Annotated in this window: 23 protein-coding genes, 4 tRNA genes and 1 other annotated feature; of the genes, 22 read left to right on the top strand and 5 right to left on the bottom strand. The window is 34.5% G+C overall.

Features of this window, described 5'->3' with window-relative positions; genetic code table 11:
• Positions 1-91: 91 nt before the first annotated feature.
• Together CHB72_RS22460 and CHB72_RS22455 are read right to left on the bottom strand one after the other, a co-directional pair.
• A complete protein-coding gene (locus CHB72_RS22460) occupies positions 92-1135 on the bottom strand; it encodes a helix-turn-helix domain-containing protein (RefSeq protein ID WP_089285111.1) in 1044 nt (347 codons plus the stop codon).
• A gap of 281 nt (positions 1136-1416) precedes the next feature.
• The gene (locus CHB72_RS22455; protein WP_089285110.1) at positions 1417-2526 is read right to left on the bottom strand and encodes an ABC transporter ATP-binding protein; all 1110 of its coding nucleotides are present in this window, start codon (positions 2524-2526) and stop codon (positions 1417-1419) included.
• A gap of 408 nt (positions 2527-2934) precedes the next feature.
• On the opposite strand from CHB72_RS22455, the gene CHB72_RS22450 reads away from it, so the two are divergent.
• The 6 genes from CHB72_RS22450 to CHB72_RS26855 all read left to right on the top strand — a co-directional run bounded on the left by CHB72_RS22450 (position 2935) and on the right by CHB72_RS26855 (position 9618).
• Positions 2935-4008, top strand: coding sequence for an NAD(P)H-dependent flavin oxidoreductase (locus tag CHB72_RS22450; protein ID WP_089285109.1), 1074 nt, complete (start codon positions 2935-2937; stop codon positions 4006-4008).
• Positions 4009-4137: 129 nt separating this feature from the next.
• Positions 4138-5010 (top strand): tRNA 2-thiocytidine biosynthesis TtcA family protein, encoded by an 873-nt coding sequence (locus CHB72_RS22445; RefSeq protein ID WP_089285108.1) that lies wholly within the window; start codon positions 4138-4140, stop codon positions 5008-5010.
• Positions 5011-5566: 556 nt separating this feature from the next.
• Positions 5567-6511, top strand: a complete 945-nt coding sequence (gene cysK, locus CHB72_RS22440) for a cysteine synthase A (RefSeq protein WP_089285107.1) — start codon at positions 5567-5569, stop codon at positions 6509-6511.
• Positions 6512-6791: 280 nt separating this feature from the next.
• Entirely contained in the window at positions 6792-8618 is a 1827-nt protein-coding gene (locus tag CHB72_RS22435) for a thiamine pyrophosphate-dependent enzyme (protein WP_089285106.1), read from the top strand.
• Complete coding sequence (locus CHB72_RS22430) at positions 8599-9183, top strand: indolepyruvate oxidoreductase subunit beta (protein WP_089285105.1); 585 nt, start codon at positions 8599-8601, stop codon at positions 9181-9183. The genes CHB72_RS22435 and CHB72_RS22430 overlap by 20 nt, the downstream gene beginning before the upstream one ends.
• 273 nt (positions 9184-9456) lie before the next feature.
• Positions 9457-9618 (top strand): hypothetical protein, encoded by a 162-nt coding sequence (locus tag CHB72_RS26855; RefSeq protein WP_176431546.1) that lies wholly within the window; start codon positions 9457-9459, stop codon positions 9616-9618.
• A gap of 39 nt (positions 9619-9657) precedes the next feature.
• On the opposite strand, the gene CHB72_RS22425 is transcribed toward CHB72_RS26855, so the two are convergent.
• Complete coding sequence (locus CHB72_RS22425; protein WP_089285104.1) at positions 9658-10530, bottom strand: DMT family transporter; 873 nt, start codon at positions 10528-10530, stop codon at positions 9658-9660.
• A 198-nt stretch (positions 10531-10728) separates the two neighbouring features.
• On the opposite strand from CHB72_RS22425, the gene CHB72_RS22420 reads away from it, so the two are divergent.
• Positions 10729-12060, top strand: coding sequence for a D-serine ammonia-lyase (locus CHB72_RS22420; protein WP_089285103.1), 1332 nt, complete (start codon positions 10729-10731; stop codon positions 12058-12060).
• Positions 12061-12105: 45 nt separating this feature from the next.
• Here the strand turns inward: CHB72_RS22420 and CHB72_RS22415 are convergent, their stop codons facing one another.
• Positions 12106-13740 carry a M20/M25/M40 family metallo-hydrolase gene (locus tag CHB72_RS22415; RefSeq protein ID WP_089285102.1) on the bottom strand — a complete coding sequence of 545 codons (1635 nt, stop codon included), beginning with the start codon at positions 13738-13740 and terminating at the stop codon, positions 12106-12108.
• Between the two features lie 476 nt (positions 13741-14216).
• On the opposite strand from CHB72_RS22415, the gene CHB72_RS27905 reads away from it, so the two are divergent.
• Entirely contained in the window at positions 14217-14351 is a 135-nt protein-coding gene (locus tag CHB72_RS27905) for a hypothetical protein (protein ID WP_278277892.1), read from the top strand.
• 168 nt (positions 14352-14519) lie between these two features.
• Positions 14520-15059, top strand: coding sequence for a hypoxanthine phosphoribosyltransferase (hpt, locus tag CHB72_RS22410; protein WP_089285101.1), 540 nt, complete (start codon positions 14520-14522; stop codon positions 15057-15059).
• Positions 15060-15146: 87 nt separating this feature from the next.
• Here hpt and dapD read toward each other — a convergent pair whose 3' ends face one another.
• Positions 15147-15884, bottom strand: a complete 738-nt coding sequence (gene dapD, locus CHB72_RS22405) for a 2,3,4,5-tetrahydropyridine-2,6-dicarboxylate N-acetyltransferase (protein ID WP_089285100.1) — start codon at positions 15882-15884, stop codon at positions 15147-15149.
• Between the two features lie 296 nt (positions 15885-16180).
• On the opposite strand from dapD, the gene CHB72_RS22400 reads away from it, so the two are divergent.
• From CHB72_RS22400 to cimA, 13 genes are all read left to right on the top strand, one after another.
• Entirely contained in the window at positions 16181-17347 is a 1167-nt protein-coding gene (locus tag CHB72_RS22400) for a M20 metallopeptidase family protein (protein ID WP_089285099.1), read from the top strand.
• Between the two features lie 16 nt (positions 17348-17363).
• Positions 17364-18338, top strand: a complete 975-nt coding sequence (locus CHB72_RS22395; protein ID WP_089285098.1) for a type II CAAX endopeptidase family protein — start codon at positions 17364-17366, stop codon at positions 18336-18338.
• A 58-nt stretch (positions 18339-18396) separates the two neighbouring features.
• Complete coding sequence (locus tag CHB72_RS22390) at positions 18397-18588, top strand: small, acid-soluble spore protein, alpha/beta type (RefSeq protein ID WP_089285097.1); 192 nt, start codon at positions 18397-18399, stop codon at positions 18586-18588.
• Between the two features lie 136 nt (positions 18589-18724).
• Complete coding sequence (locus tag CHB72_RS22385; RefSeq protein ID WP_089285096.1) at positions 18725-18925, top strand: cold-shock protein; 201 nt, start codon at positions 18725-18727, stop codon at positions 18923-18925.
• Between the two features lie 179 nt (positions 18926-19104).
• Positions 19105-19983 (top strand): Hsp33 family molecular chaperone HslO, encoded by an 879-nt coding sequence (hslO, locus tag CHB72_RS22380; protein WP_089285095.1) that lies wholly within the window; start codon positions 19105-19107, stop codon positions 19981-19983.
• Between the two features lie 131 nt (positions 19984-20114).
• A tRNA-Val gene (locus tag CHB72_RS22375) sits at positions 20115-20190 on the top strand.
• Positions 20191-20266 (top strand) — tRNA-Phe (locus CHB72_RS22370).
• Between the two features lie 5 nt (positions 20267-20271).
• A tRNA-Gly gene (locus tag CHB72_RS22365) sits at positions 20272-20346 on the top strand.
• Positions 20347-20359: 13 nt separating this feature from the next.
• Positions 20360-20434, top strand: a tRNA-Cys gene (locus tag CHB72_RS22360).
• A 362-nt stretch (positions 20435-20796) separates the two neighbouring features.
• Positions 20797-21050, top strand: a binding site (T-box leader).
• Between the two features lie 182 nt (positions 21051-21232).
• The gene (ilvN, locus tag CHB72_RS22355; protein WP_089285094.1) at positions 21233-21715 is read left to right on the top strand and encodes an acetolactate synthase small subunit; all 483 of its coding nucleotides are present in this window, start codon (positions 21233-21235) and stop codon (positions 21713-21715) included.
• Between the two features lie 29 nt (positions 21716-21744).
• A complete protein-coding gene (gene ilvC, locus CHB72_RS22350) occupies positions 21745-22737 on the top strand; it encodes a ketol-acid reductoisomerase (protein ID WP_089285093.1) in 993 nt (330 codons plus the stop codon).
• Positions 22738-22763: 26 nt separating this feature from the next.
• Complete coding sequence (locus CHB72_RS22345; protein WP_089285112.1) at positions 22764-24287, top strand: 2-isopropylmalate synthase; 1524 nt, start codon at positions 22764-22766, stop codon at positions 24285-24287.
• Between the two features lie 5 nt (positions 24288-24292).
• Complete coding sequence (cimA, locus tag CHB72_RS22340) at positions 24293-25882, top strand: citramalate synthase (protein ID WP_089285092.1); 1590 nt, start codon at positions 24293-24295, stop codon at positions 25880-25882.
• Positions 25883-25888 lie beyond the last annotated feature (6 nt).

The following is a 25888-nucleotide window of genomic DNA, read 5'->3' as shown; positions in this document are numbered from 1 at the left end:
CTTGGTCAGAATCCATACCTCAATCCTGCAAAGTGCCATCTGAAAATTAATGATCAAGCCCATATCTGTCAAGGTGTGGGCATTTTGACGCTTACGAATGAATGTTTCTTAGATAAAGATATCCATTAATGATTACATTAAAGAGTGTAGCATCTTCGAAAAGCCTTAAATCATAACCAGTAATATCATAAATTTTGTTTAATCGGTATATTAAAGTATTTCTATGTATAAATAAATGTCTAGCAGCATCACTAATATTAAGGTTATTTTTAAAGAATACAAAGGCTGTAGTCATTAACTCATTATTTGAAAATACATCTTCTATATTACAATTAAATTGTTTCATTAATTCTTCTAAATCATTTAACTGTAATCTGCTAATGACTAATGGAATACTAAGGCTTTTCAGAGTATATATTTTTTTATTAGGTGAAAAAATCTTGCCAATTAAAATAAATGATTCTGCCGTTTGATAGGAGAAGTGCCAATCTTTAATATCATTAACAACTGCACCTACACCAATTTTTACTTCATATAACAACTCAGATAAAATCGTATCAGATAATAGAGTAGGAAAATCATCAGTTTCTTCATTAGCCTCTTTAACAATAGCAAAATATTTATTATTGATTTTCACAAATATCTCATTAGGAAGAAGAGCCATCACTATTTCTTCAATTTTTTCCATAAGGCTTTCAATTACTTCAATAATGATAACCTGTACATGTCCCTTTGGAATAATATGATATTTTCCACACAGATCTTCTAGCACGTTATTCTCTAGAGTATTTAAAAGCAGGCTTCTAATAAAATCTTCTCTAGAGATGTTCTGTACATCAGTATCTAAAAAAATCTCAATGATTTTTGCAACCCTTCTAGTATCATGATTAATTCCTTTTATTGATAATACATATCTAGTTTTACCATAGGTTTGGCAGTAACAATATATATAGTTTTCTTGCTCAATTAAAAATTTATTGACTAAGTCAAAAGATTGAACACCATGATCATAATTACCAACTCTAGATGAATCAGTACTGTAAAAGATATAGCCTGATTCATCTAGAAGATTTATTTCCGTATCAATAATAGATTTTAAGCCTTGAATAATAACTTTAATTCTTTGAATATGCATTGAGATTTACCTCCCCTTAGGGATATAAGGTTATCTATATAGGCATACACCCCTAAATTTTAATATACTAAGGGCTACATTTGCAGTCCTTGGCTATGGTTGCACTCTGTGAAAGTGACTGACACAAAATCAAAGATTGCACTTTGTATAAGTGACTGACACAAAATCAAAGATTTTGGTCATCTACTTATGGTCATCTACTTTTCAGTCGAGGGCGAAACCGTAGACCGTGTATATTAAAATTTAAGTATAAAGGCGTATATGTATATAATAGACTTGTGTTAAAGCACTACTTTTTCAGTGGCCTTATCAAATATATGACATTTATTCATATCTAATGTAATATCAATGGTATCCCCTACCTGTAAAGCCAAGTTAGGTTTTACAATGCAGGTTAAATCAATCTCATTAATTTTAAGATATAGATTTGTTTCTGCTCCTAACAGTTCCTTAACGTCTATCTTAGCATTAAGAACAGAGCCTTCATAAGAAAAAGGAGCTTCAGACGTACTATATATATTATTAGGCCTAATACCTAAAACTACATCTTTTCCTATATAACCTTTAGATTTTAATAGGTTAGCTTTAATAGAAGGAAGGACTATTTGATTATTAGCAAATACAGCTAAAACCTGACCCTCTTTCTCTACAATTTTACAGTCGATAAAATTCATCTGAGGAGAACCCATAAATCCAGCTACAAAAATATTTGCAGGACTTGCATAAATAGTTTGAGGATCCGCTACCTGCTGTACTATACCATCCTTCATAACAACAATTCGAGTACCCATAGTCATAGCTTCTGTTTGATCGTGGGTAACATAAATGAAGGTTGTTTGCAGTCTTTTATGAAGCTTACTTAGCTCTGATCTCATTTGAACTCTTAATTTTGCATCTAGATTTGATAAAGGCTCATCCATTAAAAATACTTTTGGTTCCCTAACGATTGCTCTACCTAAAGCAACTCTTTGTCTCTGACCGCCAGAAAGTTCTTTAGGTTTTCTATTTAATAAATCTTCTATGTTCAATATTTTAGCAGCTTCGGTAACTTTTTCTTTGATATCATCTTTTGACATCTTTCTAAGCTTTAAACCAAAAGCCATATTATCAAAAACCGTCATATGAGGATACAATGCATAATTTTGAAAAACCATTGCGATATCTCTATCTTTAGGTTCAATATCATTCACTAGCTTATCATCTATGTATAATTCCCCATCGGATATCTCCTCCAGACCAGCAATCATTCTCAAACTTGTTGATTTTCCACAACCTGAAGGACCTACCAAGATAACAAATTCCTTATCTTTAATATCTAAATCTAAGTTTTTTACAGCGTGAAATCCATTAGCATATGATTTATTGATGTTTTTTAGTGTTAATCCTGCCATAATATTTCTCCTCCTTCTAATTATACTATAATTTTATTATACTATGGCTATAAAGAAAGAGATATTGACGAATCTTACAAAAATAGTTTAGATATTTTGTGTAAAAGACATGAAAATGTAGCATACATAAATACATTACATAAAACCATCTATTAAAGAATCTATTGTTGGACAATCAGCATTTTACTGTTTGTTATTTAAGAAAATAATTGTTATAATTATGTGAATAGTTTTTTGCCTAAAACAGTATGGATACCCTATGATTTTCAAGAAAAGTATAATGAAAAATTATAATTGAATATATTTTGTTAATAATAATTTACAGGAATAGATTGACGGAATATAGATTCAACTATATACTTTTGTTAAAATATTAAAACTATAATAAACAAATAAGGAGTCGATGTCATGAAGTTACCTTCTTTAAAAATAGGAGAACTAGTAGCAGATGTTCCCATCATACAAGGAGCTATGGGTGTGGGGGTATCTCTATCTAATTTGGCTTCTGCAGTAGCCAACGAGGGAGGAGTCGGGGTTATATCAGGTGTGCAAATCGGATTTGATGAACCTGATTTTGAAACCAATAACGGAAACGCTAATGTAAGAGCTTTAAAAAAGCATATTAAAAAAGCTAAAGAAATGAGTCCAAACGGCATTTTAGGAGTAAACCTTTTAGCTGCTATAAATAATTATAAAGATATGGTGATGGCTGCAGTAGAAGAAAAAATAGATATCATTATATCGGGTGCAGGACTACCTACAGACTTACCAAGTATGATTGAGGGAACGAAAACTAAAATAGCACCAATCGTTTCTTCTAGCAAAGCTGCAGCTTTAATAGCGAAGTTATGGGATAGAAAGTTCCAGTACATACCAGATTTAGTAATTGTTGAAGGTCCTGAGGCAGGAGGGCATTTAGGCTTTTCTGAAGAGCAATTAAATGCTGCTGAGAAGCCGAAATTAGAAGAAATTGTCCAACAGGTAATAGAAGCATTAAAACCCTATGAAGAAAAGTACAATAAAACCATTCCAGTTATTGCTGCTGGTGGCATATTCGATGGAATAGATATAGCAAAGTATCTAAAAATGGGGGCGGCAGGAGTTCAAATGGCCACAAGATTTGTAGCCACTGAGGAATGCGATGCAGATATAAGATTTAAGGAGGCCTATATACAGTCAAGTAAGGAAGATATTGGCTTAGTAAAGAGTCCAGTAGGAATGCCAGGCAGGGCAATCCACAATAGCTTTATTAAGAGGCTGCAGGAGAAAAATATACCAGTAAAAAAATGCTATAATTGTTTAAAACCCTGCGATCCTAAAAATACCCCCTATTGTATTTCTAAAGCTTTGATAGATTCAGTTATAGGGAATGTAGAGGAAGGTCTAATATTTACTGGAACCAATGCATATCGTATTGATGCTATGACTACTGTGAAAGAGCTAATGTCTAGATTAGTAACTGAAGCAGAGGCAGCTTTATAACATTCTAAATAAAATAGAGTTAAGTATTGTAACCGTACTTATTACAAAAGTACGGTTTTTTGTACTTGTTTCCAAAGACAAAGTATATAAAAGGTGATATAATATTTTTCGTAAAAGTGAGGTGATAAAATGAGTGGTATTGCGGGAAATGGTTGCGATCAATTAATCCCTTTACAGGATAGAAAGCCTCTTATGGAAATAGAGAGAAGTATTATTACTAAATATAAAAAAGACATATGGTCAAAATTTGTCAAGGCTGTTAAAGGGTTTAATCTTATTGAAGCTGGGGACAAGATAGCAGTAGCTATTTCGGGTGGGAAAGATAGCCTTTTAATGGCAAAATTGTTTCAAGAGTTAAAGAATCATGGGAATGATAATTTTCAATTAGAGTTCATTGCTATGGATCCTGGCTATCATGAAAGTATTAAGCAACTACTAATCGATAATTGTAGACATTTAAATATCCCTGTTCACATTTTTGATTCGGGTATTTTTAAAATTGTTGATGATGTGGCTAAGGATTATCCCTGTTATATGTGCGCAAAAATGCGACGAGGCGCTCTTTATAGAAAGACACAGGAATTAGGTTGTAATAAGCTAGCGTTAGGTCACCATTTTAACGATGTCATTGAAACAACTATGTTGAATTTATTATATACGGGAAAAGTTAGCACGATGTTGCCAAAGTTAAAATCTACTAATTTTAAAGGATTAGAGTTAATTAGACCTCTGTATCACGTTGAAGAATCAGCAATTATAGATTTTACGGATTTTAGTGGTATTTGGCCGTTAAATTGTGCATGTATGGTAGCTGCAAAAAAAACTGGAACGAAACGATATGAGATTAAGGCTCTAATTCAACAATTAAAGGAGAATTTCCAGGATGTAGACAAATCTATTTTTCGAGCAACGCAAAATGTGAATATGGATACTATCTTAGGTTGGGAAAAAGATGGAAAGAAATACTCCTACTTGGATGATTACAAAGATAAAATGGAATAATAGATTTAAATAAAAAAAGTTTAAGAAAGAAATACAATCTTTCTTAAGCTTTTTTAAATTGTTGTATGATGCGTGATAATGTAGGGGCGACCTGTGGTCGCCTGGATGGATTCGAGCGACCACAGGTCGCCCCTACTAAGAGACTGCCTTTGCAGAGAAATGTAGCCTTTAGTATATTAAAATTCATAGGGGTACATCTATAGTAGGCTGTACATGATTAGTAGAAGGGAAAAAAGGTATATGATCATTATGAGGAGAGAATATTAAAAACACCTTACTAGGGTTAGTAATTAGTGTAAGATAATTGGAACAATATAGAAAAACATATTATTTTTTGCAAAAATCTATTGACATAGAGGAATGTCTTGTAGTATATTTACTATAAACATACCGGAATACTATGGATTAAAAACAACGTTGTTCTTAAAACTTAAAATACAATATAATAGAAATTAACTACTACTTATCTGAAAAATTTTGAGTAACGTCTGAACAAACAGATATAAAAATATTGAACATGCAAGAAATAAATATAAAAAATATTGGAGGGAATAGTATGAAGAAAATAGCAAACAATATAACTGATTTGATCGGAAATACACCAATGGTGGAACTTACAGGATATAACAGTGCAAATCAATTAGAGGCTACTTTGATTGGTAAATTAGAGTATTTCAACCCAGGCGGTAGTGTTAAAGACAGAGTAGGCTACGCCATGATTAAGGATGCAGAAGAAAAAGAATTGATTAATAAGGAATCTGTGATCATTGAACCAACCAGTGGCAATACAGGTATAGCCCTTGCTTTTGTAGCGGCAGCTAAAGGATATAGATTAATACTTACTATGCCTGACACAATGAGTGTTGAGAGAAGAAATTTATTAAAGGCCTTAGGTGCTGAATTAGTGTTAACACCCGGGATTGAAGGTATGAAAGGAGCCATTAAAAAAGCCGAGGAATTGGCAGCCGAAACCCCTAACTCTTATGTTCCTCAGCAGTTTAACAATACGGCGAATCCAGAAATCCATAGACAAACTACAGCGGAAGAAATATGGAGAGATACAGAGGGCAAAATAGATATATTTGTAGGTGGTATAGGAACAGGTGGAACCATCACTGGAGTAGGTGAAATCTTAAAACAAAAAAATTCTGATATAAAAATTATAGCTGTTGAACCTACCGATTCTCCAGTATTATCTGGAGGAAAGCCAGGGCCTCATAAAATTCAAGGGATAGGTGCGGGATTTGTACCAAGTATTTTAAATACAGAGGTATATGATGAAATAATTCAAGTGAAAAATGAAGAAGCTTTTGAAGCTAGCAGAAGCCTTGCAAAAACTGAAGGTTTGTTGGTTGGAATATCATCAGGAGCAGCTGCTCATGCAGCTATCCAAATTGCTAAACGTCCAGACAATAAAGGTAAAACGATTGTAGTGTTGTTACCAGATTCAGGGGAGAGATATCTTTCAACTGCACTTTTCCAAGAAAGTGACAATGCTTAATTAAATAATATCTTTACACTAGTAATAGGCACCCCACCTTTTACTAGTGTAAAGAGAAAAGTGACTGACACCAAATCTTTGATTTGGTGTCAGTCACTTTTGCAGCGTGCAAATAGTACGGTAGAGGATGATCCTCTACCGTATTTTCATTTCGTGAACTTTTACTTATTATGAATGTACAGGAATTATATGGGTATGATAAGTATAGAAAAATTATACTACCATGTCTTTGCCATTTCATAAAATTTAAAAGGGAAAAATATATTTAGGGAGTGATGGAATGGGAACAAGCTTAAAGGAAAAACGGATTTTAACAGGAAATGAGGCAATAGCTAGGGGTTTTTATGAAGCAGGTGGAACGATAGCTGCCAGTTATCCTGGTTCCCCAACTGTAGAAATTCTAGAAAAGCTAAAGGAATATGAAGAGGTATATGCAGAGTTTTCGACTAATGAAAAAGTAGCTGTTGAGGTTGCTATAGGAGGGTCCTTCTACGGAGCAAGAGCAATGGCTTCAATGAAACATGTGGGTGTAAATATTGCTTATGACCCGCTCATGACATTTACTGAAACCCCGGTTAATGGCGGTTTTTTATTGGTATCAGGAGATGATCCAGGCCTAGCTAGTTCGCAAAATGAACAAGATAATAGGGTTTTGGGTAAGTTTGCCAATATGGGCATTCTTGACCCTTCGGATAGTCAAGAAGCAAAGGATTTCACGAAGAAGGCACTTGAAATCAGTGAGACTTTTTCTATCCCTATGATGCTGCGAATTACCAGTAGAGTTTGTCATGGCAGAAGTGTGGTAGAGATTGAGAATAGAGAAGAAGTCAAGCCAAAGGGTATCGACCGTGATAGAGAGAAATACTGTATGATACCCCCAGGTTCAAGAAAATCACAATTCTTTATGAAAGAAAGACTGAAAAAGCTAGAAGAATATGCTTATGATACAGATCTAAACAGGTTAGAGTTAAAGGAAAATACCGACACTTTAGTTATAACCTCTGGATTAGTCTATTATAATCTTAAAGAGCTCAATCCTAACGTAAGCATATGGAAATTGGGTTTGATTCATCCAATTTCAGAAGAAAAAGCAAAGGAGATAGCCAGTGGCTTTGAACGGATTATTGTTATTGAAGAAATGCTTCCGTTTATTGAAAATGAATTGAAGCTAATGGGAATTGTCTGTGAGGGAAAAAAATATTTTGATTTCACAGGAGAATTGGATATCCGAGATATCCAAGAAGGATTATCCAAGGCGGGAATTATTCGGGAAGAGAAGAAATTTGCAAAAAGATATGTTGAAACTGTTCCTAGAGCACCTTTGTTCTGTACTGGATGTCCTCATCGACCTACCTTTGACATACTGAAGAAATCAAAAGCAAAGATCGTGATAGGTGATATTGGATGTTACTCTCTATCGTTTTTATTTCCCTTTGAACAATCCAATATTATTATTAGTATGGGAGCCAGTATAGGCATAACAAAAGGAATACGAAAGGCAATGTCAAAAAATGATGAGGGAGAACCTTTAGTAGCAGTGATAGGGGATGGAACCTTCTTTCACTCTGGATTGTCAACTTTTGTTAACACTTTACATAGGAAGGAAGATAATGAAAATATCACATTAGTTGTCCTAGACAATAGAACAACTGCTATGACGGGAGGACAGCCTAATGCCAGTTCAGGTCTTTATAATGAAAGAGATGATATGAAGGTTGGTATTAAAACCCTCTTGGAGTCAATGGGATTTGATCGGGTTAAAGAAATTAATCAATATGATTATAAAGCTGCTACAAAGCTATTTAAAGAAGAAATTGCTTATGATGGTTTATCAATTATCGTTGCCAACGGACCATGTGCATTAAAGTATAATATAGAAGAGCCATATTATTATGTGAATCCTAACATATGTATCAGCTGTAGGGCGTGCATTAAAACCAACTGCCCACCCCTTAGAATGATAAAGTATGAAGGCATTGAGAAGTTGAAATCTTCAATTGATAAAGACATGTGTGTGGGTTGTAGTGTATGTGCCCAGGTATGTCCTGTAAATGCAATAAAGTCCTCAAAAAAAATTGATAGGGAGGATGAGAAAATTGACAACTAATATTATGTTAGGTGGAGTAGGCGGCCAAGGACTTATCCTCATGACGAGGATAATCTGTCAAGCGGCTTTAAAGGATGGCTATGATGTGAAAAGCAATGATGTAGTTGGGTTATCCCAAAGGGGAGGAATGGTTTGGGGAAATGTCAGAATAGGTGAAAAGATTTATTCGCCAAATATTCCACCGGGGGATGCAGATATACTAGTGTCTATGGAACCGATAGAAGCCTTAAGATGGAGTTCTATACTAAAGAAAGATGGTAAAATTATTTTGAACATAAAAAGATTTTATCCAACCTTGGTACAGCAGGAGAAATATGAATATCCAGAAGAGGATATAGAAAATCTTAAATCTACATATCAAGTTACTGAGATTAATGCTTTTGAAGAAGCAAAAAATATTGGTAAAAAGCAGGTGTCTAATGTAATTCTTTTGGGAATTCTTGCTAAACATATAGATATAAAGATGGACACTTGGAAGGATACAATTAAAGACAATGTTCCCTATAAGTCTATTGAAATGAATTTGGAAGCTTTTGATTACGGCTATAATTATCAAGGTAAATAAGAACTCATATTAAAATGTTAAAGTGCTATAATAAATATAGCACTTTAACATTTTATAGATATAGGCATATACACTATCATTTAAATACATACGTCAAAAAATATTTATGTAGTATTACTGGAATAAAAGTTGGTATACGCTGAATAATATTAAAAAAGATATTTAGGATAATGAAAAAATATTTATTAGATTACTAGATATTTTAAAAGGAAATTAAGAAAAATTAACGAATTATCATAATAATAGTATGTCTAGGGTATTGGAGGAGATGATATGGAAAAAGTTTTTTTTAGCCTCGTTTTAATTGCCTTATGCTATTTTAACATTAAAAAGACAAAAGAAAAGGAAAATATGTCTAAGTTGAATGAAATACTACACAGTGTATTGATTCTATCAATAGCAGCAGTGGTATTTCATAGACTTGTATTAAAATAGAAAGCAAGAGTCACTATAGAAAAGTCAACTACTTTGTAGCTATGAAGTGCTGGGTTCCTCTGCTTGTGTATTGATAGTGACGATAATACATCTTAAGGTTACAGCTATTAATACAATAGCACCACCTGCAAAAGCCCACCTACCGGGGACTTCACCAATGGCTAGAAAGACCCAAACTGGATTCATAATTGGTTCTATCACAGGAATTAAGACTCCCTCCATAGCGCTTACATGCTTGATAGCTATTGAATATAATATATAAGGTAATCCTAATTGTATAGTTCCCAATAATAGGAGAGTACTAAAATCGGAAGACGAAGGTAGAGATTGAAACATAAAGGGGATAGCTATAATAGCTGTAATGATATTCCCCATTAATATAGATTCTAGCGGAGAACCTTCCTTCTGTTTTCTTAAAAATAGCACCATTGCGGCAAAACTAACACCACTGCCAATAGCCATTAAGTTTCCGAAGACATTTTGAAGCTCTATATCATCAATAAAAAATAAGGTCATGCCTCCAAATACGAAAAAAGTAGTGAGCCAATCTAAACGTGTTGTTTTTTCTTTTAAAAACATAAAACCAAATATGGCTACATAGATGGGTGCAGTATATTGGAGCAATATAGCATTAGCAGCAGTAGTCCATTTTGTGGCAGTTACGAAAAAAATCATGATAGCAGCATAAGAAACACCACCTAAAATTTGCGACTTAGACCAGTTAAACTTAGGCTTTTTGAGAAACATCCATATAAATACAGATGAGATTGCACTTCTCATACCAGCAAGTGCAATGGGATTCAATTGAATAGATTTAATCAATACACCACCTAAACTCCAAAGCAAAGAAGCTATTATTAAATAGATAATAGCAGTTTTGTTATTGCATTTTCTCGTCAAAAAATTCAGCATGATTTTCACCCTTATTCTATTATTTTTGTTCACCATATAATGAATCGGTGCTAATTACATTTTATACTGAGGGTTAAGCTATAGCAATTATAAATTATATAAATAATTCCATATATGCTTACTAATTTTAATAAACCAAAGAGAAAAGAATAACTAAAGGTTATTATCTAATAAATTTAGAAAGAGAGGATAGTAATTATGAAGGAACAATTAATTGCTGGAAAAACCATTGATAGTTGGAAACAGAAACACCCATTATTAAAAAAAGTAGTTGATACTGAGGAAGTTTTTTGGGCAAATCCTAAATATAAAAGCTATGAACAAGCTATGAAAAATATAGGCATCACGGAAGATGATGTGAAGGATGCGGAGGAAAGATTAAAGAGGTTTGCTCCTTATTTAGAAAGAGTTTTTCCTGAAACCCAGCAATCAAATGGAATCATAGAGTCGCCTCTTGTGGAAATCCACAGCATGAAACAATGCCTAAGAGATAGGTATGAAGTAGATATGATAGGAAGGCTGCTGTTAAAGTGTGACAACGAATTGCCTATAGCGGGCTCCATTAAAGCAAGAGGCGGAATCTACGAAGTATTGAAACACGCTGAAGAACTTGCTATTAAACATAACTTACTTTCAACTGAAGAAGACTACGGGGTTATAGATAGCCAGGCGTTTAGAACATTTTTCTCTCGGTATGCCATTGCGGTGGGTTCTACCGGTAATCTAGGCCTTAGCATCGGAATTATTAGTGCTAAAATAGGCTTTAAAGTGACGGTGCATATGTCTGCAGATGCAAAACAATGGAAAAAGGATTTGCTAAGAAGTAAGGGGGTAGCAGTAATCGAGTATACCTCTGATTATAGTAAGGCTGTAGAGGAAGGGAGAAGGCAGTCGGAAACAAACAAAAATAGTTATTTTATTGATGATGAAAACTCAATCAATCTATTTTTAGGGTATGCTGTAGCCGCATATAGATTAAAAAGGCAATTAGAAGATATGGATATTACTATAGATGAGAATCATCCGTTATATGTATATTTACCCTGTGGAGTGGGGGGTGGTCCTGGAGGAGTAGCTTTTGGTTTAAAGTTAGTATTTAAAAATCATGTTCACTGTTTTTTTGCAGAACCTACCCATTCTCCTTGTATGTTAATTGGGTTAATGACAGAACTTCATGATCAAGTATCAGTGCAGGACTTTGGTATAGATAACATAACAGAAGCTGATGGACTAGCAGTTGGAAGAGCATCTGGATTTGTGGGTAAGACGTTAGAAGAGCTGATTAGCGGTGTTTATACTATAGACGACGATGCTTTATATATTTTATTAAAGGATCTAGCCGATACAGAAAATATATATTTAGAACCCTCTGCTTTGGCAGGGATGCTAGGCCCTGTGACATTAATAAAAGAACAAGCAGCAGGAGAACTAGAAGACCAAGGACTTGTTCATATCGTGTGGGCTACTGGAGGAAGTCTTGTACCAAAGGAAATAATGGAGGCCTATTATAAAAAAGGTGCTATTCTATAAATCAAAACACACCCTTCTAGTAGTAATCTAGAGGGTGTGTTTTGATTAACCTTGAGTTTTCAGAGACTTTAGAACAGCCTCATAAATGAGAAATGAAGCTGTCTCAAGTGAGTAGGAAAGACAAATTCGTTCTGTATATTTATGGGCATCTTTTCCCAAAGGACCTATGTTAAGAAAGGGAATATTCAATTGAGAAATTGTTTTTATTGGAATCGAATATTTTTCTCCCCATAATGGAAAATGCAGCTTTAATAATTCTTCGTCTATAGAATTTATCATGCCTAAATAGCTCATATCAGAAAGTCCAGGAAAAAATGGTTCAAGGCTAATGGTTCTATTAAACTTTTCTTTAGCAATGTTAAGAATATATTTACATACTTCTATAATCTTAGTATTCTCCATATTCACAGAATGAGGATAGTAGGGGGGAGCAAGAAATAGTATAATCATTGGATCTCTATAGGGACTAAAGTGATGGATTTCCTTCACCAATTCAATGGAGGACTGTCTAAGGTCTTTTGTTTCAATTGAAGCAATAAAGTTATTAATATGATTCTTAAAGGTTTCGCCATGGACTTTATAGCATAAATCATATAATTCATGATAGAACATAACCTTTGGTCTTACCTCAGGTATTCGGGGTCTATTACCTGTTAAATCCTCAAATTTGTAAGATTTTTCCTTGATATCCTCTAAAACTTCCATAAAGGCAGTATCGGCTATTTCTTTTAAGCGATATAAAATTTCTTTGGGAGTGGAATTTAAGGTGATAAAATTAAAATATGTATAAGCAGCAGTTGGCGTCTGGACTGAGTACTCATTCTTTGTATCTGATTGCTTTAAACAGGTAGGCACAGGTCCAGCGGCTTGTTGAAAATAGTCACATAGGAATGGACTTTGATCGATCTTTTCTATGATTTTAGCCGTCAGTAAATTGGGATTGAGTCCTGCAAAAGGTTCTCCAACGTGGGTTTCTTTTCCTACACAATAGAATACAGGTAACAATTTTCCCACAGTACCATTATAAATATATAGATGATTATCTCCTGGATATTTTGGGAAATGAGGTTCACTGATGATAGCACATATGTACTCCAGCTCCTTCTCTATCTTCATGGATAGTAATGTCTCAACTGCAGCCAACATACCTGCAGAATTTGCTTCTTCATCAGGAACTGAAACCAAAAGAATGTTTCCTTCAAAGTTATCTATAATTTCTTCAATTTGATATAACACTTCAATGCCTGCCGCAATACCATACTTCATATCCATAATACCTCTACCAAATAAAAAATCTCCACTTTTTAAATCTTCTAAAGCTTCTTGAGATAAACTAATAGAATGATTATTTTTTAGATATTCGGTATATTCGACGGGGTTAAAGGCCAATTTTTTAAAACTACCATATTCTTCGACACCTACTGTATCAAGATGACTAAGCAATATAACTGTTTTATTGCTTTTCTTTTTTCCTTTCATAAAAGCAGTAACATAAGTACGGTTCATGTAATCATGAGGAATTTGATGAATGTTTAAGTAGTGCGGATGATTTTTAAAGTAATCGATCCTTTGGATTATTTCGTAGATCTTTTGTGACATCTCAACTTCTCCCTTTGTCTCGGAGATGCTGGGAACATAGCAAAGTTCAAGTAATAGATCAAGGATTCTTTTCTTGTTCAATAGTTTATCCCCCTTTCAGGATGTATAAAATTACTCTATAGAATTTCTATCTATAGTTAGAATATTCCTTTAGTTGAGATGATTTAATTTTACAGATTATGATATAATGATAGAAATATACAAAAATCTGTATAGGAGAAAGATAACATAAGGATTGTAGAAAAATATTTTAAGTGAATAAAACGCTTTATGTCGAGCTTTAAAATTAAGGAAGTATATAGATAACCAACTCCAGAGCTTAAAATATACATTTTTTTATTTATCGTTATAGTGATAGTTAGTGGTAAAGCATAATTTTAATACACACAGGTCTACGGTTTCGCCCCTAGCTGAAAACCACAGCTAGGGACTGCAAATGTAGCCCTTTAGTGTATCAAAATTAAAATATGAAACGATAGATTTATCCAGAAATTTCATAGCATCATTTTATATTTCAACTTGGTTATCTATAAATATGATTTATGGAGGTAGATAAGATGAATTATGGGAATTTGGTAGTTGCTGGAGCTATTCTTTTTATCATTTTAATATCTATGCAGTATTCTCTTAATAAGATGATTGTTTTGCTAAAGGAAATCAAAGGAATCTTACACAGAATGGAAAAAAATTGATTTAAATAATAAGTAGCAAGTAAATAAAATCTAATGTTTTATAGCAAAATACAGTTAAACTTAAATTCACTTATTAATCGACAAATAATTTGACATCAAGAAGTATTTCCATTAAAATATTTAGTAATATTACAAAATATTAACAGCATGATAATGGAGGGAAAACCTATGGATATAGATAAAAAAGTATGGGAAGTACTTTGCTCGCAAGAAGATATAAAGAAGAGATTAAGAGAGTTAGGACAAGAGTTATCTAAAGATTATGATAGCAAGAAACTTTATGTTGTTTCTCTATTGAAAGGTAGTTTTATCTTCACAGCAGATTTGGTAAGGGAATTGGTGATCCCTGTCAAAATTAATTTTATGACTACATCCAGCTATGGATATGGGATGGAAAGTAGTGGTGCTGTAGAGATTGTATCAGACATTGATGAAGATTTAACAGATTATGATATTTTGGTTGTGGATGATATTACTGATTCAGGGCTAACTATGAAATATGTTTTAGAACATTTACAAAAGAAGAACCCTGCCAGTATCAAATGCTGTGTATTGCTAGATAAGCCAGAGAGAAGACAAGTAGAATTAAATCCTGATTATGTAGGATTTACAATTCCTGATAAATTTGTTGTGGGATATGGATTAAATTATGGGAGTTATTATCGTAATATTCCTTATGTTTTTGTAGTTACGGAAAAAGATCGATAAAAGTAGATGATCCAAATCTTTAATTTGGTGTCAGTCACTTTGGCAGAGTGCAACAAGAGTTGTAGGGATGAATCCTCTACAACTTTTTTACCCTCTTAAATCCTCCAATAGCTGTACCTTATCTGCAGTTCTACTATCCTTAGATTTGATTATTTTTGCAGGCATACCAGCCACGACTGTATTTGGTGGTACATCTTTTGTTACCACAGAACCTGCAGCAATTACTGATCCTTTACAAACCTTTACACCTTCTAGAACGACTACATTTGCCCCTATAAAAACTTCATCTTCTATAATCACTGGATCCTTGCTAGGTGGTTCCAATACACCAGCAATAACTGTACCGGCACCTATGTGAACATTTTTGCCAATGATGCCTCTAGCACCAATAACACAGTTCATGTCAATCATAGTATTCTCTCCAATTTTCGCACCTATATTTAATACTGCGCCCATCATAATGATAGCATTTTTTTCAATTTCTACCCCTTCTCGAATAAAAGCTCCAGGTTCAACCCGAGCGTTGAGATGAAGTAAATTCATTAGCGGAATAGCAGAATTTCTTCTGTCATTTTCTAAGTGATAGTTTTCTATAGTATGTTTATTTAATTCTAGTATTTTATTCACTTCATGATATTCACCGATGATAATCCAAAAGTTATCTTGTCCAAACAATTTAACGTTGTCAGAATTTAGGTGATTGAGTTTACCTTGAATATAGACCTTTACTGGGGTTGTTTTTTTTGATTCTTTAATAAATTTAGCTATTACTTCAGCCTCAGTTAAGGCATTATTACTATGAAAATTTTTAAACTCATTACTCATTTGTAATCATTCCTTTCGTTGCTACATTTCCCGCTTGTAAAACCATTTCTATGTATATAGAGTTAACTTATAGGCTTTAAAAGACAAAAATGCTATTTATTTAATCTATTAATATATATATTATATATTTGAATAAAAATGCCCCAATTTCTATGGGAAAAAGTATTATGAATGGTTCCATAAACCATTGTAATTAGAAAAGTGTAAAATATAGGAAAGCTATAGTTAAATAAGTTGTTTTCAGGGTGTAAAAACTATAAAATAGAAGAGATAAATAATTAAAGGAGTGGCTTCCATTGAAACTATCAACTGAAATACAAGACTTACAAGAAGAATTACAAAAAATCCGGAGGGATCTTCATCAAATACCTGAATTAAGCCTTGAAGAATATAAAACTTCTCAGTATATTCAAAAGTATCTACAAAGCTTAAATATTAAATTTGAAGGAGATGTACTGGGAACTGGGCTTATAGTATATTTTAAAGGAACAAACCCCACAAAAACCTACTGTTTTCGTGCTGACATGGATGCTTTAGGAATGCAAGAAGAAACGGAGCTGGACTTTAAGTCCACACATTCTTGTAAAATGCATGCATGTGGTCATGATGGGCATATGACTATTGTTTTAGGTTTAGCCAAACTATTAAATAATAATAAAAGTAAGCTAAAGGATAATGTTGTATTACTCTTCCAACCAGCAGAAGAAGGTCCAGGAGGGGCATTACCGATTTTAGAGAAGGGATTTTTGACAAAATATGGAGTAGAGGAAGTTTATGGTCTACATCTATTTCCAGGATTAGAAGAGGGTAAAATTGGCATAAGACCAGGGGCCATGATGTCACAAAATGGAGAATTTGATATACATATAGAAGGGAAAAGTGCCCATGGTGCTATGCCCCATATTGGTACTGATAGCATTCAAATCGCCAGTGAGATGGTGGTAGGCATGCAGTCAATTATTAGTCGAAGTATAAACCCTATCGATCCAGCAGTTTTAACAATAGGAAGACTTGAAGCGGGAGAAAAAAGAAATATCATTGCTAAAAGTGGTGTATTGGAAGGAACCATCCGAACCTTTAGTCAAGAGGTTTATGATCGCATTAAAGAAAGAATGATGGATTTTAAAAAGGGCATTGAAGTCAGTTATCGATGTCAAATCAATATGGTATTTAGAGATATGTATCCAGCAGTATATAATGATGAATACTTAACTAAAATCTTTATAGAGTCTCAAGAAAAGAATAGGATAGAAATAGTAGATCCTATTATGTTAGCAGAAGATTTTGCTTTTTATCAAAAGCAGATACCAGGTGTTTTCTTTTTCTTAGGAACTAGAAATGAAGAAAAAGGGTTCATTCATCCTCTACATAATGGTAGGTTTGATTTCGATGAAAAAATATTAGCATATGGACTGCAAGCTTTTGTAAATTTATTAGCGTATCGAAGTGCATTAGAAATATAAAAAAGGAAGTGAATAAATGTTAGATGAAAAAAGATTAAAGGTAGTAGATGCAAATATATTATATCTCATTGGAGCAATACTTTTTTTTACTGTTGGATTTTACTTTCAAAATCTTAGTTTAGAATTAGGATTAGTCATTACCCAATATCTATTGATTTTATTGCCGCCTATTATATATCTTCAGATGAAAAAAATATCTATCAAAAAAACAATGAGATTCAATAAAATAAGTACGAAGCACGGTCTGTTGGTTGTATGTATAACATTGTTAATGTATCCTACAGCAGTTTTTGCAAATGCAGTTCTCATGGCATTATTAAGCTTGTTAGGAAATTTGAATATTCCTGAACTACCTACAGCTACCAATACTTCAGAATATATTTTACTATTATTGATTATTTCTATATCTGCTGGTATATGTGAGGAAGTATTTTTTAGAGGTTTTATTTTACCTGGATATGAAGGTTTGGGAGTAAAAAAAGCAATGATTATATCCTCCATCCTTTTTGGAGTTTTTCATTTCAATATATATAATTTGTTTGGCCCGATTGTTTTAGGCTTAGTTTTTTCTTATTTAGTGATTTTAACGGACTCCTTATATGCAGGGATCATAGGGCATATGGTAAATAACGGTTTTGCTGTTACCTTAGGCTTTCTGTTAAATACCTTAAGTCGTTTTTTAGAGGGGAACCAAGAAGCGGCTGCGGATATTTCTACTACTGCTGCTCTCGCAATGACAGTAATATTTTTTGGCATAATCGCGACGATAACAGCTTTTATAGCTTTAAAATTAGCAAATATCATAAAAAAAGATATGGATCAACAAAAAAAATTATCTAGACAGAATAACTTTGATCAAGATAGGCTAGAATATGAAATAGAAATACAAGACCCTGTATTCTTAAAAGATTATTTACCTTTACTACTGGTGCTACCTCTATACTTGCTGGTTGTGCTTCTGCAGGTAAAAGAAATTATATATCTTGGCTAAAAAGAAAGTTGTATAATTTTCCTATTTTTCAGCAACAATAAAAATAGGAGGGTTGAAAATGTCTAAAAATCAATTTAGAGAAGAGTTTACGCCAGATTTAATGATGAAATATGAAATTGCAGAAGAGTTAGGCTTGATAGACAAGGTTAAAAACTTGGGGTGGGGCGGGTTAACTGCTAAAGAGACTGGAAGGATTGGCGGTCTGATGACGGTTCGAAAAAAACAGCTTAAAAAAGCAGTTCAACAGTAGGAAAAAGAAGACAAGCAAAAGCACAGACTCTATAAAAAACAGTTGACATCAATATTTTGCTATGTTACACTAATATGGAATAAGGATACATAGTGTCTTTGTTAAATTTAATTAAAGTTTTAGGAGGAATTTTTAAATGGAAAAAGGTACAGTTAAATGGTTTAACGCTGAGAAAGGTTATGGATTTATTTCTAGAGAAAACGGAGACGATGTGTTCGTACACTTTTCAGCAATTACTATGGATGGATTCAAAACATTAGAAGAAGGTCAAGTTGTTCAATTTGAAATTGTTCAAGGAGACAAAGGACCTCAAGCTACAAACGTATCTAGAGCGTAGTTAAAAAGCAGGTTGATCTTGTAGCCAAATCCTTTAGGGATTAATTATATAAGAATTTACCGTAGATTAAAACAGGTTGGTATACCAACTTGTTTTTTTTATGTTTTAAGACTATAATATCTTAGTAAAAAGTTTGACATACTAAATATAGTAATTAGATAGGAAAGAGAGGTATCTATATGAAAAGTATAGTAATTCGGGGAACAGCTGCTAACAACAGTATTCGAGTGTTTGTTGCCAATACTACTAGTATGGTGGAAAAGGCAAGGAGACTGCATGCAGCATCTCCAGTCGCTATAGCAGCTCTAGGAAGAACCTTAACAGCTGCTTCTATGATGGGATTAATGCTTAAATCAGAAAATCATAAGCTTACTGTAAAAATCAACGGCGGTGGGAAGTTAGGGTCTATTGTAGTAGTAGGCAACAGCTATGGAAATGTAAAGGGCTATGTAGCACATCCTGAAGCTGAAAGCACCTATATAAGACCAGGAAAGCTAAACGTAGGTGAAGCGGTAGGAAAAAAAGGTGATATAACTGTGATCAAAGATTTAGGACTAAAGGATCCTTATGTAGGAACATCGCCTTTAGTATCAGGAGAAATAGGAGAAGATTTTGCCTCCTACTTTGTTAATTCAGAGCAACAGCCTTCTGCAGTAGCGTTAGGAGTTTTAGTAGAACGAGATTATACTATAAAAGCTGCCGGAGGATTTATTATTCAAGTTTTACCAAATATCGAAGAAGAAATCCTGAATAAACTGGAAGAAAAGCTGGGAAATATGGAGCCAATTACGGTTTTGATGGATAAAGGCATGAGGGAAGAAGAAATCTTACATCATGTTCTAGGGGAAATGGCACCTGAGATACTGGAAAAATATGATGTGGATTTTGTTTGTGATTGCAGTAAAGATAGATTTGAAAAAGCTCTAATAAGTATTGGTAAGAAAGATTTGAAGGAAATTATTGAAGAAGATGAGGGGGCGGAGATCGTTTGTCATTTCTGTAATAAAAAGCATCATTTCAATAAGGAAGAGCTACAAAAACTATTAGATAGCATTTAGATTAAAAAACATCAATAAAAGAAGAAATAGTGACATAAAATGATTAAAACGCTAATAACCATAGGAAATGACCAAAAGGGCACCTTGAAATAATAAGAAAAATCACGTATACTAAGTTTTGTCACTGCTGAGGGCGCATAGCTCAGCTGGGAGAGCACCTGCCTTACAAGCAGGGGGTCACAGGTTCAAGTCCTGTTGCGCCCACCAGCCCAGATAGCTCAGTCGGTAGAGCAGGGGACTGAAAATCCCCGTGTCGGTGGTTCGATTCCGCCTCTGGGCACCATGAATGCGGAAGTGGCTCAGTGGTAGAGCATCGCCTTGCCAAGGCGAGGGTCGCGGGTTCGAGTCCCGTCTTCCGCTCCAAAAATTAGTTTTTGGCGGCATAGCCAAGTGGTAAGGCAGAGGTCTGCAAAACCTTTATTCCCCAGTTCAAATCTGGGTGCCGCCTCCACTAAATACGAATAGGGTTAACTTTGAATGATGGACTTCTAAAAAGTGCATCATTTTATTTTTGCATTCTGTGAAAGTGACTGACACTAAATCAAAGATTTGTGTCATCTACTTTTGAATCTATAGATATGCGACTGAGAAGCCTAATCTAGGAATGGTCGCAGGCCATTTCCTACACATTCTATGGTAAGTAGGTATGAGGCGCTGCCTTTATAGAGCTGTGTAAAAAAGATTTCAAGTAATGAATTATCTAAAAACAATATAAATTATAATATATTTAAATTTTTCTAAAAAAGGGGTTGACATTACCCATAGATGTTGTTAAAATACATACAATACATAAAACTAAATTGTGTAACTCACATAAATGCAATGAAGGAGAATGGTATTTTACCTTCAACAGTTACAGAGAGTCGGTGGTTGCTGTGAACCGATACTGTCGTGAAATACAAATCCCTCCCAAGCAGTTCCTCTGAAATGATGAAGTTTTTCAGTAAGAGGTAAACGGTATGCCCCGTTACAGGCAAGGGTTTGATGGAACCTAGTGAGCGGATTCTACTGTGAGGTGGATTCTAAATAGGGTGGTAACGCGTGGAGAAGATATCCTCGCCCCTGTATAGTATATTTATATATTATGCAGGGGCGGGGTTTTTTATTTATATCACTTACAATAATTTCATTATGATTAAAATAATCGGACTGAATTTAATTATTTATTAAAAAACTATTGATTTTAGTTTCCAAATGTTCTAAAATATTATAATATTTAATTTTAAGTTAAATATGTGGAGGTGTAAGTATGGATAAATATGTACTTTCTATATTGGTTGAAAATCAACCAGGAGTATTAAGTCGTGTAGCAGGATTGTTTAGTAGAAGAGGATACAACATTGACAGCTTTTCTGCAGGAGGGACAGAGGATGAAGGATTGACCAGGATGACTATCGTATTACAAGGGGATAATCAGGTTTTAGAACAAATAAAAAAGCAGTTGAACAAATTAATCGATGTAGTAGACATAACAGAACTTAAACCGCAAGAGGCGGTTTATAGAGAATTGGCGTTAGTAAAAATCAAAGCGGATGAAGCGACTAGAGCTTCTATATTAGAGGTAGTTGACATTTTTAGAGGGAAGGTAATTGATGTTGCTAATGAGCATCTAACAGTGGAGATGACAGGAGATCGTGATAAGGTTCTAGCTTTCATTGACATGATGAAGAGTTATGGTATTAAAGAAATTGTCCGTACTGGGCTTACTGCCTTAGGACGATGGAGTAATTAATATAATTATATTTTGAGGAGGAATTATCAATGGCAAAGATGTATTATGAAAATGACTGTAACTTGGGACTATTAAAGGGGAAAACAGTAGCAGTAATAGGCTATGGAAGTCAAGGGCATGCCCATGCATTAAACTTACATGAGTCTGGAGTAGATGTAGTTGTAGGATTATATGAGGGTAGTAAATCTTGGAAATTAGCTGAAGAGGCTGGATTAAAGGTTGCTGTAGCAGCTGAAGCAGCAGCGAAAGCTGATGTTATTATGATATTGATCAATGATGAAAAGCAAGCAAGATTATATAAAGAAAGTGTAGAGCCAAACTTAACAGCTGGAAAGTACTTAGCTTTTGCTCATGGCTTCAATATTCACTTTGGGCAGATTGTACCACCAGAGGATGTTAATGTATTCATGGTTGCGCCAAAGGGACCTGGACACACCGTAAGGAGTCAATATCAGGAGGGAAAAGGCGTTCCTTGTTTAGTGGCTGTATATCAAGATGTTTCTGGCGATACAAAAGAAATGGCATTGGCCTATGCAGCAGGCTTAGGTGGAGCTAGGGCTGGTGTTATTGAAACCACATTTACAGAAGAAACAGAAACAGATTTATTTGGAGAGCAGGCAGTATTGTGTGGAGGTGTAACAGAGCTAATTAAGGCAGGCTTTGATACGTTAGTAGAAGCTGGATATCAACCAGAAGTAGCATATTTTGAGTGTCTACACGAAATGAAATTAATTGTAGATATGATTAATCAGGGTGGATTAAGCTATATGAGATACTCTGTAAGTGATACAGCAGAGTATGGTGATTATGTAGCTGGAAAGCGTATTGTTACTGATGATACAAGAAAAGAAATGAAAAAGATATTAGGAGAAGTTCAAGATGGTACATTCGCGAAAAATTGGATCATAGAAAATCAAGCAAATAGACCATCCTTCAATGCAAAGAGAAGGTTAGAGCAGAACAATAAAATTGAAGTAGTTGGAAAAGAGTTAAGAAAAATGATGAGTTGGTTAAAAAAATAAATACAAATTAGGATGGTGAAATGCAAATGGCAAAACATATAAAAATATTTGATACAACCTTAAGAGATGGAGAACAGTCCCCCGGCTGCAGTATGAACCTGCAGGAAAAAATAGAACTGGCAAAGCAGCTGGAAAGATTAAGGGTAGATGTAATTGAAGCAGGTTTTGCTATTGCATCACCAGGAGATTTTGTATCAGTCAAGACAGTAGCCCAAAATGTTAAAAACTGTAGGATAGCTAGTTTAGCAAGGGCACTACCAGAAGATATAGATAGAGCCTATGAAGCAGTGAAGTATGCGGAAGCGCCTAGGATACATACCTTCATAGCTACTTCAGATATTCATATGAAGTATAAGTTAAAGGCAAGTAAAGAAGAGGTTCTGCAAAGAGCTGTGGAGATGGTGAAATATGCTAAAAAGTATTGTGGTGATGTGGAATTCTCTGCAGAGGATGCTTCTAGAAGCGAAATAGAGTTTTTATATCAGATTTTTGAAGCAGTTATTAAGGTAGGGGCAACGGTAATCAACATCCCTGATACCGTTGGATATACCACTCCGGATGAATTTTTTAAACTAATTCATAACATTAAAAACAATGTGCCTAATATAGACAAGGCTGAAATCTCTGTTCATTGTCATAACGATTTAGGGTTAGGAGTAGCCAATACACTAGCTGCCGCTAAAGCTGGGGCAACTCAATTGGAATGCACGATCAATGGAATAGGGGAAAGAGCTGGAAATGCCGCGTTAGAAGAGATCGTTATGGCTTTAAACACTCGAAAAGATGAATATGGTATGTTTACGAATATCGAAACTACTGAGCTTTACCCCTCAAGTCGTTTGGTTAGTAAATTAACCGGGATGAAAATACAGCACAATAAAGCAATTGTAGGAGACAATGCATTTGCCCATGAGTCAGGGATTCATCAACATGGAATGTTGGCACACCAAAGCACCTATGAAATTATGACCCCTGAGTCTGTAGGACTCACAAATAATAAGTTGGTCTTAGGTAAACACTCAGGAAGGCATGCTTTTGAAGAACGGTTAATTTCACTGGGTTACCATTTGTCAAAAGAGGAATTAAACAAAGCATTTCAAGAGTTCAAAGTATTGGCTGATAAAAAGAAAGTTATTTATGATAAAGATATAGAGGCACTGGTGTTAGATAAAGCCGTAATGACAAAAGAGTTCTATAAACTAAATCAATTTGTTATTAACAGTGGTAACACGATTACGCCAACAGGAATTGTGAGGTTATTGAAGGAGAACGAAGAAATAGAGGAAGTGGCAACAGGCCATGGACCAGTAGATGCTGTATTTAAAGCAATTGATAAAATTGTTGGTAATGGGTTTACCTTGGAAGATTATGCTTTGCAATCCGTCACAGAGGGAGAAGATGCTCAAGGAGAAGCCCTTGTAAAAATCAAATTAGGAAATGATATATATAACGGTAGAGGGGTTAGCACAGATGTAGTAGAGGCCAGTATTAAGGCATATATTAACGCCATAAATAAAATGTTAAATGAGTTAGAATGGCATGAGGAGTGAAAAAAATGGGCGAGAAGATAGCAGTTTTTGATTCTACCTTAAGGGATGGAGCTCAAGCAGAGGGCATATCTTTTTCGGTAGAAGATAAGATAAAAATAGTTAGAGCTTTGGACAATTTGGGTGTCAGCTATGTTGAAGCTGGCAATCCAGGTTCAAATCCTAAGGACTTAGAATTTTTTACCCGCATGAAAAGAGAAAAATTGAAACATACAAAGCTAACTGCCTTTGGTAGTACTAGAAGGGCGAATACTCTAGTAGAGGAAGATGGCAATGTTCAATCCTTATTGCAAGCAGTTACTCCTGTGGTTGCTATATTTGGTAAAAGCTGGGATTTTCATGTAACTGATATTATAAAGACCACACTTAAGGAAAACTTGCTAATGATTAAAGATACGATCGCTTTTTTCAAAAGTAAAGGTAAGGAAGTGATCTTCGATGCCGAACATTTTTTTGACGGATATAAGTCGAATCCAGAGTATGCTCTGGCAACACTAAATGCAGCAAAGGATGGAGGAGTTGATTGGCTAGTACTTTGTGAAACCAACGGAGGCGCCTTTCCAGATGAGATATATAGTATCACAAAGGAGGTAGTAGAAAAGCTTTCTACGAAGGTTGGAATCCATTGCCACAATGATGGGGGTATGGCGGTGGCAAATACCATTATGGCAGTAGAGGCTGGAGCCACGCAAGTACAAGGGACTTATATAGGCTTTGGAGAACGATGTGGAAACGTAAACCTTAGCACGGTAATAGCCAACCTACAGCTAAAGCGAGGAAAGCAATGTATTTTGAAGGAAGAAATGGTAAACCTTACTTCAACTGCAAGATTAGTGGCAGAAGTTGCTAATATTGCTATGAATGAAAGAGAGCCGTATATAGGAAATAGTGCCTTTGCTCATAAGGGAGGAATGCATATAGACGGTGTTAGCAAAACTCCTCGATCCTTTGAACATATAGACCCTAGAAAAGTTGGAAATAAAAGGCGAGTGTTAATGTCGGAAGTTTCTGGAAAATCCACTGTACTCACAAAAATACAAAAAATCAATCCTAGTATCAATAAAAATTCGCCCGAAACGCAGAAGCTAATCGATAGGTTAAAGGAATTGGAGCATGAGGGATACCAATTTGAAGGAGCTGAAAGCACCTTTGAATTAGTTATAAGAAAGCATCTAGGAAAATATAAACCCTTCTTTGAGTTAAAGTATTATAAAATCATTGAAGAAAACCATGGGATCGGAGAAAATACTGCATCAGCGATGGTTAAAATAAATGTAGATGGTACAGACGAAATGACAGTAGCTGAAGGTGCTGGGCCAGTAAATGCATTAGATAAAGCCCTAAGAAAAGCACTAGGGACCTTTTATCCACAACTGCAGGAAGTTCATTTAAGGGATTATAAAGTAAGGGTACTGGATACTGCAACGGCTACTGCTGCAAAGGTTCGGGTCTTAATCGAATCTACCGATGGACAAAACCTTTGGACAACAGTGGGGGTGTCAACAGATATCATTGAAGCTAGCTGGGTAGCACTAGTAGATTCTATAGAATATAAATTGATTAAAGATATTGAAGAAAAAGTGAGAGCTTATATTTAATTTGAC

Source organism: Anaerovirgula multivorans, from assembly GCF_900188145.1.
GTDB classification, from domain to species: domain Bacteria; phylum Bacillota; class Clostridia; order Peptostreptococcales; family Natronincolaceae; genus Anaerovirgula; species Anaerovirgula multivorans.
This window is presented reverse-complemented; position numbering and strand designations above follow the sequence as displayed.